This window comes from Arthrobacter sp. 10T416, assembly GCF_056394165.1.
This window is the reverse complement of the sequence record NZ_JBFTHI010000002.1, coordinates 190467-204594: the sequence shown is the minus strand read 5'-3', so window position 1 is coordinate 204594 and position 14128 is coordinate 190467. Positions and strand designations below refer to the sequence as shown.

Annotated in this window: 7 protein-coding genes; 5 read left to right on the top strand and 2 right to left on the bottom strand. The window is 70.3% G+C overall.

The features are described 5' to 3' along the window. The first annotated feature begins 72 nt into the window (after positions 1-72). A complete protein-coding gene (locus tag AC1DBE_RS04785) occupies positions 73-3285 on the top strand; it encodes an ATP-dependent helicase (protein WP_476969806.1) in 3213 nt (1070 codons plus the stop codon). Between the two features lie 119 nt (positions 3286-3404). Beyond that, positions 3405-6836, top strand: a complete 3432-nt coding sequence (locus AC1DBE_RS04780) for an ATP-dependent helicase (protein WP_476969805.1) — start codon at positions 3405-3407, stop codon at positions 6834-6836. 42 nt (positions 6837-6878) lie between these two features. Here the strand turns inward: AC1DBE_RS04780 and AC1DBE_RS04775 are convergent, their stop codons facing one another. Then, positions 6879-8234 (bottom strand): phosphotransferase, encoded by a 1356-nt coding sequence (locus AC1DBE_RS04775; RefSeq protein WP_476903056.1) that lies wholly within the window; start codon positions 8232-8234, stop codon positions 6879-6881. Positions 8235-8449: 215 nt separating this feature from the next. Here AC1DBE_RS04775 and nudC point away from each other — a divergent pair, with 215 nt between their 5' ends. The 3 genes from nudC to AC1DBE_RS04760 all read left to right on the top strand — a co-directional run bounded on the left by nudC (position 8450) and on the right by AC1DBE_RS04760 (position 12498). Further along, positions 8450-9556 (top strand): NAD(+) diphosphatase, encoded by a 1107-nt coding sequence (nudC, locus tag AC1DBE_RS04770; protein ID WP_476878649.1) that lies wholly within the window; start codon positions 8450-8452, stop codon positions 9554-9556. Positions 9557-9763: 207 nt separating this feature from the next. Beyond that, complete coding sequence (locus tag AC1DBE_RS04765; RefSeq protein ID WP_476969804.1) at positions 9764-11854, top strand: ATP-dependent DNA helicase UvrD2; 2091 nt, start codon at positions 9764-9766, stop codon at positions 11852-11854. Further along, a complete protein-coding gene (locus tag AC1DBE_RS04760) occupies positions 11854-12498 on the top strand; it encodes a M48 metallopeptidase family protein (RefSeq protein WP_476878648.1) in 645 nt (214 codons plus the stop codon). The genes AC1DBE_RS04765 and AC1DBE_RS04760 overlap by 1 nt, the downstream gene beginning before the upstream one ends. A 25-nt stretch (positions 12499-12523) precedes the next feature. Here AC1DBE_RS04760 and AC1DBE_RS04755 read toward each other — a convergent pair whose 3' ends face one another. Continuing rightward, positions 12524-13993 (bottom strand): zinc-dependent metalloprotease, encoded by a 1470-nt coding sequence (locus AC1DBE_RS04755; protein WP_476878647.1) that lies wholly within the window; start codon positions 13991-13993, stop codon positions 12524-12526. Between the last annotated feature and the right edge of the window lie 135 nt (positions 13994-14128).

Below are 14128 nucleotides of genomic sequence, written 5' to 3'. Positions count from 1 at the left end.
CAGAACCGCTCCCGCCCGGCCGCGCCCGGAACCCCGGGTGGCGGAACCGGGCTACGGCTGCTGCCGCCCCGGATGCAGCACAGCGTCGTCCCGGTGCTCTCCCCGGACCAGCGCGACGCCGTCGAGCTCCGCCACGGCTCGGGCCCGGTGCTGGTTCCCGGGGCGCCCGGCACCGGCAAGTCCACGGTGCTGGTGGAAGCCGCGGTACGCCGGGCGCAGCACGAGGGCGTGGATCCGGAACGGATCCTGATCCTGGCTCCCAACCGGCTTGCCGCCGATGCGCTGCGTGACCGCTTCACGGCGCGCCTGGACCGCAGCCTGAGCACGACGCCGGCCCGCACCTGGGCGTCCTACGCCTTCGACCTGATCCGTCGGGCCAAAGCCGAGGGCATCCTTCCCCTGCCGCGTGCCCCGAAGCTGCTCTCCGGGCCGGAACAGGACCTCATCATCAAGGAACTCCTCGAAGGCCATGCCCAGCCGGGGCTGGAGCTTCCGTGGCCGGAGGACCTCGGCGCGGCCCTGCAGACCCGCGGCTTCCGGCAGGAGGTCCGCCAGCTGTTTGACAGGATCATCGAATCCGGGCGCACTGCAGAAGACCTCGCGGACCTCGCGGTGCGCTGCGGCCGGCCCGACTGGACGGCCGCGGCGGCCCTGTACGCCGAGTACCGGGACGTCCTGGACCTGCGGATGCCCGAATCCTTTGACCCGGCCGGCATCATTACGGCGGCACGCCAGATCTTCCAGGACGCGCCCGGCTTCCTGGCCGCCGAGCGGGACCGGCTCCAGCTGATCCTTGTCGATGACATCCAGGAGGCAAACCCCGCCGTCTTCGAACTGCTCGCCGACATCGCCGCCGGAAAGGACGCCCTTGTCACGTCGTCCCCGGACACCGTGGTGCAGGGGTTCCGCGGCGCCCGGCCGGACCTGGTAGCCGAACTGCCCCGGCTGCTTGCCCCCGCCGGGGGCACTGTGCTGGAGCGGCCGCTGTGGACGGCCCACCGCCACAGCCCGGCCGTCGCGGACGCCTGGCAGGGCGTCGCCGAGCGGATTTCGCTGCGGTCAGGCGGTTCCTCGGCTCGCCGGCTCGAGCAGCCGCACCCGCCGGCATCCGGAGGCAGCGGGGTTGTTGAGGCGCACCTGCTGCCCTCCCCTGTGCATGAACTGCGTTACGTCGCCCAGCGCATCCTGGAAGCGCAGCTCAACGACGGCCGGGACCTCTCGGACATCGCCGTGATCGTCCGTAACGGCGGCCAGCTCAGCCAGCTGCAGCGCCACCTCGCCGGCCAGGGCATCCCGGTCCGGATCCCGGTGGCCGAATCCGCCGTCCGGGACGAGGTGGCCGTCCGGCCGCTGCTGGACGCGTACGCCGTCGCCCTGGACCCCGCGGTCCTGACCCCCGAAGCCGCCGTCTCGCTCCTGACTTCAAGGATCGGCGGCGCAACCTCCATCGAATTGCGCCGGCTCCGCCAGTCCCTCCGCCGAGAAGAGCTCCTGGGCGGCGGCGGCCGGACCAGCGACGCGCTCCTCGTGGAGGCGCTGCTTGAGCCGGGTGCCCTGGCCACCCTTGGCATCGAGGGGCACTCCGCCCGCCGGGTCGCGAGGATGATCCAGGCCGGCCGCGAGGCCGCCGGCGCCCCCGGTGGCAACGCCGAGACCGTCCTTTGGGCCCTGTGGCATTCCACCGGCCTCGCCCGCCGGTGGACGGAGGCAGCCCTCTCCGGTGGGGCCGCCGGAGCCCGTGCCGACCGGGACCTGGACGCCATGATGGCCCTGTTCCACACGGCCGAACGGTACGTGGACCAGCTCCCCGGATCGGGCCCGGAGCAGTTCCTCGAGTACCTGGTCAGCCAGGAACTTCCCATGGACACGCTGGCGGCCCGCGCACAGCTGGAAGACGCCGTGGAGCTTATGACGCCGGCCAGCGCGGCGGGACGCGAATGGCCGGTGGTGATCGTCCCTGGGCTGCAGGAAGGCGTGTGGCCCAACACCCGGCTCCGCGGCGAACTGCTCGGCAGCACCCTGTTCGCCGACGCCGTCGAACACGGAGTCCAGTACGCCCTGCAGCTGGATCCGATGAGCCGGCTCCGCGAGATCCGCTACGACGAGCTCCGCAGCTTTTCCACTGCGGTTTCCCGCGCCCGGGAAGTGCTGGTCTGCACCGCCGTCTCCTCCGAGGATGAACAGCCGTCCTCCTTCCTAGATTACGTCTCACCCCTGCCTCCGGATCAGGACCGCCGCGGATTCACCCCGGTGGAACGGCCGCTGACCCTGCGCGCGCTGGTCGCGGAGCTGCGCCAGTACGCCCAGCTCGACGGCGGACACAGCGACGCGGCCGAGGCGGCTGCCGTCCTCGGCGCGCTCGCGGCCGCGCAGCCGCCCGTCCCGGGAGCGCATCCGGCCGACTGGTGGGGGCTGGCGCCGCTGTCATCGACGGAGCCGGTGGTGCCGCCCGGCGGCACCGTCTTCGTTTCACCCTCCAAGGTGGAGACGGTGCAGAAGTCGCCGCTGGACTGGTTTGTGCAGGCGGCCGGCGGAGAAGCCGCCACGGATTTCGCGCGCAGCCTCGGAACCCTGGTTCACGCCATCGCCCAGGACCTCCCCGATGCCTCGGGAGGCGAGTACGTGGCCGAGCTCCTCAAGCGCTGGCCGTCCCTGGGCATGAAGGACAACTGGGAAGGGAAACTCGATTACCAGCGGGCCGAGACCATGGTCCGTAAGCTCGCCCAGTACGTGCTGGTCATGCGGAGCGAGGGCCGCAGCCTGCTCGGCGTCGAGCAGGACTTTGAAGTGAAGCTTCCCGACGTAGCCCCCGCGGAGACTCCCGGGACCGGCGAGGCGTGGCCGGCCCGGCCCGCCGTGCTGCGGGGCCAGGTGGACCGGCTGGAGATCGACGCCGACGGGCGCCTGGTGGTGGTGGACCTCAAGACCGGGAAGCGCCAGCCCGGCAAAGCGGAGCTGGAACGCCATCCGCAGCTGGGGGCCTACCAGGCCGCTGTGCTTGCAGGAGGGTTCACCGGCCCGGACGACGGACCGCCCCCGCTGCCCGGCGGTGCCGTGCTGGCCCAGCTCGGCACCAGCACCAAGAGCCCGGGCGTGCAGAGCCAGCCGCCGCTCGATCCGGACGCGAACTGGGCGCTGGATCTGGTGGGCGAGGCCGCCCGCGTGATGTCCGGCAGCACCTTCGAAGCCCGGCACGACCCCGCCAAAGGCGGCCACGGCGGCCACGGCTGCAGGCTCCCGGAAGTCTGCCCCCTCTGCGCCCGCGGAAAGCAGGTCACCGAATGAACAACCAGACCGTGACGGACGGCCGGGACGCAGCTGTGAATCCGGGCGCTGTGGAGCCGGGCGGGGCCCTGCCGGCACCGCTGCCCGAGCCCCGGTTCAGCCCAGAGGAACTGTCGGCCATGCTGGGGGAGAAGAACAGCCCCACCGCCGAACAATCACTGATCATCTCCTCGCCGCTGGCGCCCCGGCTCGTCATCGCCGGGGCCGGATCGGGCAAGACCGCCACCATGGCCGACCGGGTGGTGTGGCTGGTCGCCAACGGCTGGGTCCGGCCGGAGGAGGTCCTCGGCGTGACCTTCACCCGCAAGGCCGCCGGCGAACTCGCTACCCGGATCCGGGCCAAACTGGCTGCGCTGGCACGGATCGCAGCCGCTGATCCCGGGCACAAGATATTCCCCGCCGGACTGCTGAGTACGGACGCGCTGGAACCCAAGGTCTCCACCTACCACTCCTACGCCAGCGGGATTGTCTCGGACTACGGCCTGCGGCTGGGCGTGGAACGGGACGTGGTCCTGCTCGGCGGCGCCCAGTCCTTCCAGCTCGCCAGTGAGGTGGTGGAGGCTTTCGACGGCGACTACCAGCACTTCCGCGCGGCCAAATCCACACTGGTCAAGGCGGTCATCCAGCTCGCCGGGGAGTGCGCCGAACACCTGCAGGATCCCATGCAGGTCCGGGCATGGCTGCTGGAGCGGGTCAGTGAGTTCGAAGCCCTTCCCTACCTCGCCACCGCCCGGAAAAACCCGACCCAGGCCGCGGGCGACCTCAGCGCACTGCTCCGGACCCGCGCCAGCGTCGCGGAGATGGTGGGCCGGTACGCGGAGGCCAAACGGGCCCGCGGCGCTCTGGACTTCGGCGATCTGGTTGCCCTCGCGGCCCGGGTGGCCAACGAGATCCCGGTCGCCGCCCAGACCGAGCGCCAGCGCTACAAAGTGGTGCTGCTGGATGAATTCCAGGACACCTCCCACGCCCAGCTGGTCCTGTTCTCCCGGTTGTTCGGCGACGGCCACGCCGTCACGGCGGTGGGGGATCCCAACCAGTCCATCTACGGCTTCCGCGGCGCGTCAGCGGGCCAGCTCTTCCATTTTGTCCGCGAATTCCCGGTCAAGGTGGCCGGCAGCGGCACCCGCGATGCCGGCAGCGTGCCGGCGTTCGCGCTCGCTCCAACGTCGTACCTGACCACCGCCTGGCGCAACGGCCGGAACATCCTCCAGGCCGCGAACGTCATCTCGGCCCCGCTGAGCAAGGCGGCGGCCCAGACCGGCGCAGCGGGGGCCCGGGACAGCGCCGGGACGGTTGAGGTCCCACCGCTGCAGCCCAGCCCCGCCGCGGTCCAGGGCCGGGTGGTGATGGGCCGGTTCGGCACTGACGAGGACGAGGCCGCGGCCATCGCCTCCGACGTCCTGAAGTTCCGCCGCACGGACTTCAACGCCGACCAAGCCGAGCCGGAGCCGCCCGCCATGGCCGTGCTGTGCCGCCGCCGGGCCCAGATGGAGTGCATCCGCCGCGAATTCGAGGCGCGCGGCATTCCCTACGAAATTGTCGGACTCGGCGGCCTGCTGGACACCCCCGAAATCGTCGACCTCGTGGCGACCCTCCGGGTGCTGGCCGATCCGGGCCGCTCGGACTCCCTTATGCGGTTGCTGGCCGGCGCGCGCTGGCGGATCGGCCCGGGGGACCTGATGGCTTTCCGCGACTGGTCGAGCCACTTGGCCAGGCGCCGGGGCCGCCCGGGTTCTCCCGGGAGCGGGGACCCCGACGCCGATCCCGCCACGGACGACGACGCGGCGGCGGTCATCGAGGGTGACCTGACGGACGCCGCGAGCCTCGTCGAGGCGCTGGACTGGCTGCCCCGCCCGGACTGGACATCCGCGCACGGCCGCCGCCTGAGCCCGGAAGCGCAGGAGAGGCTGCAGCGGCTCTCGGCGGAGCTCCGGCAATTGCGGAGCTTTATGGGCGACGACCTCAGTACCTTGCTCGGCGAGGTGGAGCGGGCCATGCTCCTGGACATCGAAGTCGCGGCCCGGCCCGGCATCAGCATCCACCAGGCGCGGCGCAACCTGGACGCCTTCCAGGACGCAGCGGCTGGATTCCTGCACACCTCGCACCGCGTGGATGTGCTGGCATTCCTTGCCTGGCTGGAAGCGGCTGCGGCGGAGGAGAACGGCCTCGATGCCGCAGCGCCCGAAGTCAACCACGAGGCAGTCCAGCTCCTGACGGTCCACGCCTCCAAGGGCTTGGAATGGGACGTGGTGTTTGTCCCGGGCCTGAACGCCGGGGCCTTCCCGAGCAGCCGGGATTCGCGCTGGAGCAGTGGATCCGCCGCGCTTCCGTGGCCCCTGCGTGGCGACCGGGCCGACCTGCCGCAGTGGGACCTGGATCAGCCGGACCAGAAAGGCTGGCTGGACGCCGAGAAGGAATTCAAGTCGGCCGTGCAGGCCCACGGCGAGGCGGAGGAACGCCGCCTCGCCTACGTGGCCTACACCCGGGCCAAACATGTGCTCTGGGTATCCAGCGCGGCCTGGGTGGGTTCGCGGGCCGGACTGGCTGAGATGTCCCCGTTCCTGACAGACCTCGAGGTCCTCCCGGCAGCCGGCACAGCGGAGATCCACCCGCTCTCCGTCGCCGAGGACGCGCTGCCGGAGGAGAGTCCGCTGACGTCCGAACTTGAGGTCGCGTTGTGGCCGTACGACCCCCTGGAAGGTCCCGTGCACCCGCAGACCGGAGCCCGGCTCCGCCTCGTGCCGGGGCGCCGGGCAGCGATGGAGTCCGCTGCCGCCGCCGTCCGGGAAAGGCTGGAGCGCCAGGATGCCGGATCCCTGCCCGGGCTGGTTCCTGGAGGGGTGCCCGGTACGGCGCCGGGAGCCCGGGCGCAGCGCGGGCCTGCCGCCGGGTGGGCTCAGGAAGCGGCAACGCTCCTGGAACGGCGCTCCCTTCGGTCCGCGGGCCAGGACATCCATCTCCCGGGGCACATTTCCGCGTCCACCTTGGTGGACCTGGACGAGGACGCGGCCGCCGTGGTGGCCAGGCTCCGGCGGCCGGTTCCCCGCGAACCGGGGATGTCCGCCCGCAAGGGCACGGCCTTCCATGCCTGGGTTGAGGAGTACTTTGGCACCACCGGAATGCTGGACCTTGGCGAAGCCGCGGGCTCGGATAACCACATTGACGAGGCGTACGGCCTGGATGCCATGGTGGAGACCTTCCGCCAGTCCGAATGGGCCCACCGGGCGCCGGCGCACGTTGAGGTTCCCGTGGAAACCCGGATCGGCGACGTCGTGGTCCGTGGCCGTATTGACGCCGTCTTCCGCGACGCCGACGGCGGCTGGGACCTGGTGGACTGGAAGACCGGGCGGCGGCCCTCGGCGGGTCAACTTAAGACCAAAGCCGTGCAGCTCGCCGTGTACCGGTTGGCGTGGTCCCGGCTGAAAGGTGTTCCACTGGACGAGGTCCGGGCCGCGTTCTACTACGTGGCGGACAACGCCGTGGTCCGGCCCCACGATCTTGGTTCCGCGGAGCAGCTCGAAGGGATCGTCGCCGCGGCGCTGGCCGGCTAGGCAGGGCTAACTGGTATGGCGGCGCTAACTGGTACGGCGGGGCTAGCTGGTGCGGGTTGTGCCGCTCGACGGAACCACCGTGAGGGCCGTGGTGGAGGTGTCATCGGCCGCAGACGGCGTCGGACGATCGCGCCGGTCCTCGCTGTCGGCATCCGAGGTGGCATCCGTTGCGGCGTCCGCCTCCGCGGCGGACGTACTGGCGTCGTCGACCCCGGCCCCAGGATCGTGGTCGCCGGCCGGGGCGTGGTCGTCCGGTGCCACGGCGGGGACCTCATCGCTGGGAATCGGAGTGACGTGCACCGCGGTCGACGTTCCACCGATCGGCTGAACAGTGACGTTTGGCTTGGCAGCGACGTTAGGCTCAGCAGTGACATTGGGTTCAGCAGGGTTGTTGGGCCGAGCAATGTCATCGGGCCCAGCAGTGTCGATCGGCTGGACCGTGACCGCCGGCTGCGGCAGCGGCTCAACGCTGATGGGCTGCCCGCCGTGTTCGGCCACGTCCTCGGCCAGGACCTCCAGCATCGACTCGGCCTCACTGATCATGTCCTCGTCGCCGGCGGCAAGGCCCTTGACCAGGTACTGCGCCAGGGCGAACTCCGCGGACAGCGCGGCGCGGCGCAGCAGGTGCGCGTCAGGAACGTCCCGGCGGCTGGAGGTGTAATGCGCCACCACAGCATCCACAAAAGCCTGGTTGTTGGACGCGACCAGCCACGCCAGGTCGTCGGCGGGGTCCCCGATCCGCAGATCCGTCCATCCGGTGACCGCCGTGACCCGGGACCCGTCGACCAGCAGGTTGTCCTCGTGCAGGTCGCCGTGCACCACGCTGGGATTAAAGCGCCATAGCGAGACGTCTTCCAGCGCGTGCTCCCAGCGGCGCAGCAGCAGCGCGGGAATCTTGCCAGTGGTGGCGGCCTGGTCGAGCTCGTTCAGCCGGCGCTGGCGGAACTCGTTCGGCGTGTAGCTTGGCAGGTCGGCATTGCTGACCAGCGAATGCGGAAGGTCGTGGATGGCAGCCAGGGCGGCGCCCAACTCTCCTGCCAGGGCTGCGGAACCCGTGCTGAGGTCCTCCACCGAACGCGTGGAGCCGCCAAGGTGCGAGTAGACGAACGTGCTCAGCGTCCCCTGCCGGACGGTTCCAGCCACGGTGGGCATCAGGAAGGGAAGTTCGGCGCGGATGCCGGGGGTGAAAGCTCGGAGAACCAGGAACTCGGTTTCCAGCCGGGCGCTGGCCTCGGCGTGGCGGGGGGAACGCACCCGCCAGCGCTTGCCTTCGGAGTCCAGGAGAAGGGCGGAATCGAAGTCTGCCGGATCGTCCGGAGCGGAGCTCACGGCGGTCGGGGTCAGGCCGGGAACTGCCGCAGTTGCTACGGCTGCCAGTTCGATGGGTTCTCTTCTCACGCTTCCACGGTAGATTGACCCGCGCCCAAGACGGCGATGCATCACGGCGAGTCTGAAAGATCGGCACGAAATAGCGCAGGAAGCCTTGCCAGACAAGCTGGCAGTCCGACGCCGGCGCATCGGCAGCCCGGATGCCGGGCCGACGCCGGCGGTGGCCGCCCCCGCGACGGCGCCTGAAAATGTCAATTGTCGGCGGGGGTCGGTACGGTGGGTACATGAGTCTTGCGGAGTCACCGGAGTCCGGCGCCGGGCACAGTACCGGACACATTGATCCTGAATCTGCGCGCGCGGGCGGGGCAGCAACAGCAGACCACCTACCGGACAGCCACCCCGCCAACCACCTGCGGGACACGGTACTGCCGGTCCGCCCGGCCCTCATTGACAGGGGCTCCGCGGCCCGGCTGAAGCCGGAGATGTTGGACGAACTGCTCCGCACCAGCGGCGTGCAGGCGATGGTGCTGTCGCGGCGCCAGGCCCTCGTCAGCGGCAACGGGCTCGTCTTCCTGGACGCGGCCGCGCTCGCCCAGCGGCTGAGGGGAACCGACTACGCCCCCGAACACGTGGTCTACCTCGGCAGCGCGCTCCCCGGGGCGGGCACCGCGGCCGGCACCCAGTTCCTGCTCTTTATCCTTCCCGAACAGTTCGAAGTCCGCGCCGAGCCGTTCGAGCCGCACGTCGACGGCATCCCCGCCGGAGCCCAGTGGGCGGGTTTCCGCGAAGTGGCCGCACAGCTGGACCCGATCGACACCGCCCTGTTTATTGAGGCCAGCGCCATCGCCAACTGGCACGCCACCCACACCCACTGCCCCCGGTGCGGCGCCGCCACCGTCCCGGAAGCCGGCGGCTGGGTCCGGCGCTGCCCGTCGGATAACTCCGAGCACTATCCCCGCACGGACCCGGCGATCATCGTCACCGTCGTCGGCCCGGACGACCGGCTGCTGCTCGGCGGCGGCGGCCCGCTCGATGCCCGGAACTATTCGACCCTTGCCGGCTTCGTTGAGCCGGGCGAATCCCTCGAACAGGCCGTGGTCCGCGAAATCGGCGAAGAAGTCGGGGTCCGGGTGACCGCGTCCCAATACCTGGGCTCTCAGTCCTGGCCCTTCCCGGCCTCCCTGATGCTCGGCTTCACCGCGACGACGGCGGACACGGAGGCCACGCCCGACGGCGTCGAGGTCACCCGGGCGCGCTGGTTCAGCCGGCAGGAGCTCCAGGAAGCCGTGCTGAGCGGCGAAATCGTCATCTCCAGCAGGCTCTCCATTGCGCGCGCCCTCATCGAACACTGGTACGGGGGCGTTATCCAGGACCGCCCGGATACTACCTAACGCGCGTGTGCCAGCACCCCGGGACACCGTTTGGCGGCTTCCCGCGGGACCCATGGCGCGGCCCAACCCCGCGCACCCTCCAACAACTAAGCAGCAGAAGTGAACACTGAGATTTTTCCTTCCAGCGACCTCCCCAGTGGACAGGCGCACCACGGCAGCCCGGCCGCGGAGGCCCCGGACCAGGACAGCCGCTCCCTCGAGGACAGGATCCTTGGCGGCCTTGACGCGGAACAGCGCGAGGTAGCCAGCACCCTGAACGGGCCGATGTGTGTGCTCGCCGGAGCCGGCACCGGCAAAACCCGGGCCATTACCCACCGCATCGCCTACGGAGTGCATTCCGGCGTCTATAGCCCGCAGCGTCTTTTGGCCGTCACCTTCACCGCCCGGGCCGCCGCGGAAATGCGCAGCCGGCTCCGGGACCTCGGCGTCGGCAGTGTCCAGGCCCGTACTTTCCACGCCGCCGCGCTGCGCCAGTTGCAGTTCTTCTGGCCGCAGGCCATCGGCGGGGCACTGCCTAATCTGCTGGACCACAAGGCCCAGATGATTGCCGAGGCGGCCCGCCGCCTGAGGCTCAGCACCGACCGTGCCTCCATCCGGGACCTCGCCTCCGAGATCGAGTGGGCCAAGGTTTCCATGCTCACCCCCGCCAACTACCTGGAAAAAGCCCGGGGCAGAGGCACGCCCGGCGGTTTCGACCTGACAACCGTCGCGCGGGTCTTCCACTCCTACGAGGACGTCAAGACGGACCGGAACGTGATCGACTTCGAGGACGTCCTGCTGATTACGGTGGGCATCCTGCAGGAGGATCCGAAGGTCGCCGCCACGGTACGGGAGCAGTACCGGCATTTTGTGGTGGATGAGTACCAGGACGTGTCGCCGCTGCAGCAGCGGCTCCTCGAACTGTGGCTGGGTGGCCGGGATGATCTCTGTGTCGTCGGCGACGCGAGCCAGACCATCTACTCGTTCACGGGCGCCTCGCCGAAGCATCTGCTCGGCTTCAAAGCCCAGTACCCGGACGCCACCGTGGTCAAGCTGATCCGCGACTACCGGTCCACGCCGCAGGTGGTGAGGCTCGCCAACCAGCTGCTGGCCGGCCGGCGCAGCGGCGGACCCGTGGCCGATGCCGCCTGGGCGACGCCGCTGCAGCTTGTGGCGCAGCGGCCGGCCGGCCCGGCGCCGCAGTTCACGGAATGTTCGGACGACGAGGCCGAGGCAGCCACGGTGGCCGTGAAGATCCGAGAGCTCCTCGACGCCGGAACGCCGGCCAGCCAGATCGCCGTGCTGTTCCGCACCAACGGCCAGTCGGAGGCCTACGAACAGGCCCTCGCGTCCGCCGGGATCGGCTACCAGCTGCGCGGCGGCGAAAGGTTCTTCGCCCGGAAGGAAGTCCGCGACGCGATCCTTCAGCTGCGTGCCGCGACCCGGGCCGTCGCCGAAACCGCTGAACCGGAGCCGCTCGGCCAGCTGGTCCGCGACATTCTTTCATCCCTGGGCTACACCGAGGCGGCCCCGCATAACGGCGGCGCACTCCGGGAACGGTGGGAGTCGCTCGCCGCGCTCGTGGCCCTCGCCGACGAGCTGGTAGTCAGCAGGGGAGCGCAGTTCAGCCTCGCCGACTTTGTCAACGAGCTGCAGGAACGCTCCCTCGCCCAGCACGCCCCGACAGTGCAGGGCGTAACGCTGGCCTCCCTGCACGCCGCCAAGGGCCTGGAATGGGAGGCTGTGTTCCTGGTCGGACTCAGCGAGGGCCTGATGCCGATCTCATTCGCGGACACTCCGGAATCCGTGGACGAGGAGCGCCGCCTGCTCTACGTCGGCGTCACCCGCGCCAAGGAATTCCTGCACCTGTCCTGGTCCACCGCGAGGACCCCCGGCGGCCGGGCCAACCGGAAGCCGTCCCGGTTCCTCGACGGGCTGCGGCCCGACTCGGTGGCCAGCTCCACCGTCCGTGGTAAGGGCTCGGCGCCACGCCGTAAAGCGGCCGTGCCGGCGTCGTGCCGGGTCTGCGGCAGCATGCTCTCCTCAGGCGCCGAACGAAAAGTGGGCCGTTGCAACCAGTGCCCGCCGAGCTATGAGGAACAGACGTTCGACGCGCTGCGGCAGTGGCGGAAGGAAACGGCGCTGGGGGCCGACGTCCCGGCCTTTGTGGTCTTCACCGATGCGACCCTGACAGCCATTGCCGAGGCGCGTCCGGAGTCCCTCGAACAGCTGGCAACCCTGCCCGGCGTCGGCGCCTCAAAGCTGGAGAAGTACGGCGAGGCCGTGCTGACGGTCCTCGTGGAAAGCTCCAGCCTCTGATGGCCCGCAGTCTGGCGGACACCGGGGGCACCCCGCTGACCACTGCCGACGGCGCCCCGGTGGAGGTGCGCCGCTCGGCCCGGCGGCGCAGGACGGTGGCCGCATTCTGGGAGAACGGGACCGCCGTCGTTGCCATCCCCGCGCATTTCAGCGGCGCCCAGGAACGCGAGTGGGTGCACCGCATGCTGGAAAAACTCCGGGTCCAGGGCACCCGTGGCCCTAAAGCTGCCGGCAAACGCCGGGCCGGCAGCGACGCGGAGCTTGCCGCCCGGGCCAGCGAGCTCTCCGCTCGCTACCTCGGCGGCAGGGCCGTGCCGGCGTCCGTGCGCTGGGTGACCAACCAGAATTCGCGCTGGGGCTCGGCCACGCCGTCCGAAGGGACCATCCGGCTTTCGCACAAGCTCCAGCCCATGCCGCAGTGGGTCATTGACTATGTGCTGCTGCACGAGCTGGCACACCTGCTGGTGGCAGCGCACAACGCCGCGTTCTGGCGGCTGCTGGCGGCCTACCCGGAGACTGAGCGGGCCAAGGCGTTCCTGGAAGGCGTTTCCTTCGCCACCGCCCGCGGCCTTCCGGCCGAGGGGGAGGACGACGTCGACGGCGCCGGTCCGGCCGCCGACGCCGGGGACCCGGCCCTGCGCTAGGTTCGCCCCGGCGTGGACGGGCCGGTTAGGCCTTCGGGCTGCCGTCGCCGGGTTTGTCACCGGGTTCGTTGCCGGGCACATCACCGGAAGGCCCGGCGGGGCCATCAGTTCCCGCGGCCCCGGCAGTCCCGTCCTGCTCCGGACCGGTGGTGTCGAACCCGCCGCTGAGCAGTTTCTGCAGGGCATCGTCGACTTCGGTATCACTGGCCTCGGCCAGTTTGCGGCGTTCGCTAAAGCCCTTGGGGTCGTCCAGGTCCTCGGCGGTGGGCAGCAGATCGGGGTGCTGCCAGATGGCATCGCGGCCCTCCGCGCCGCGTTCTTCCTTGAGCTGGGCCCATAGCGTAGCGGCCTCGCGCAGCCTGCGGGGCCGGAGTTCGAGGCCGACGAGGGACGAGAACGCGTGCTCCGCGGGTCCGCCGGTGGCCCGCCGGCGGCGCACAGTCTCGCGCAGCGCAGCCGCGGAGGGGAGCATCTTGCCGGTCGCCGCGGCCGTTAGCTCATCAACCCAGCCCTCCACGAGGGCAAGGGCGGTCTCGAGCTTCTCCAGCGCCTGGTCCTGCGCGGGGGTCCGCTGCGGCATAAAGACACCCTGCGACAACGCTTCCTGGATGCCCTCGGGATTGCTGGGATCCAGGTCCCGGGCGAGCTCCTCGATCTTGGAAGTGTCGATGTGGATGCCGCGGGCGTAGGCCTCGATCGCCCCGAGCAGGTGGCCGCGCAGCCAGGGGACCTGCACGAACAGGCGCGCGTGGGCAGCCTCGCGGACCGCGAGGAACAGGCGAATGTCGTTCTCCGGCAGGCTCAGGCCCTCGCCGAACTTCGCCACGTTGGCCGGCAACAATGCCATCTCCAGGTCGGCCAGCGGGACACCGATATCGGTGGAGCTGACCACCTCGGCGGAGAGCGCGCCGATGGCCTGGCCAAGTTGCATACCGAAAATGGCTCCGCCCATGTTCTGCAGCATCGAGGAGGCGCCGCCCATCATGGACTTCATTTCCTCGGGCATCTGCTCGGTCATGGCGGAGGAAAGTGCGTTGGCGATGCTGTTGGCGACCGGCTCGGTCAGCCGCTTCCAGGTGCCCAGCGTCTCCTCGACCCATTCGGCGCGGGACCAGGCGCGGCCGATCAGCCCGGTGGCGGGGAGCCCGGTGACCTGGTCCAACCAGAGCTCGGCCAGCCGGAGGGCCTCATCCACCTCGCGTGACTGGGTGGCTGTAACGGAAGGATCGGATCCGCTGGCCGCGACCCGACGCGCATTCTCATGGGCCAGCTGCCAGTTCACCGGGCCCTCGGAGGGGGCGCTCATCATGGCCTGGACCTGCGAGAACATCTGCGCCAGCAGGTTCGGATCCTCCGGCAGCCCGGCGGCTTTGGCAAGCTCTGCCGGATCGATGTCGCCCATGCCCTTGCCGCCCATCAGGTTCTGCAGCATTTCCGCCAGCGGATCCTTGGGTTCGTCGTCCCCGTTGGACGGAGTTAGTGGGTTAGAGGTCATGATCCCGCCGATCGTCGGTGTGACTGGTGCTCAACTTCACGCTACCCCTCCGGCTCAGCGGCTGTCTCCCGAAACCGGGCCACGTTCGCTGTCGGCAAAGAGCCCCCGCGGTGCCCGAGCGCGTAGTGTTAGAGG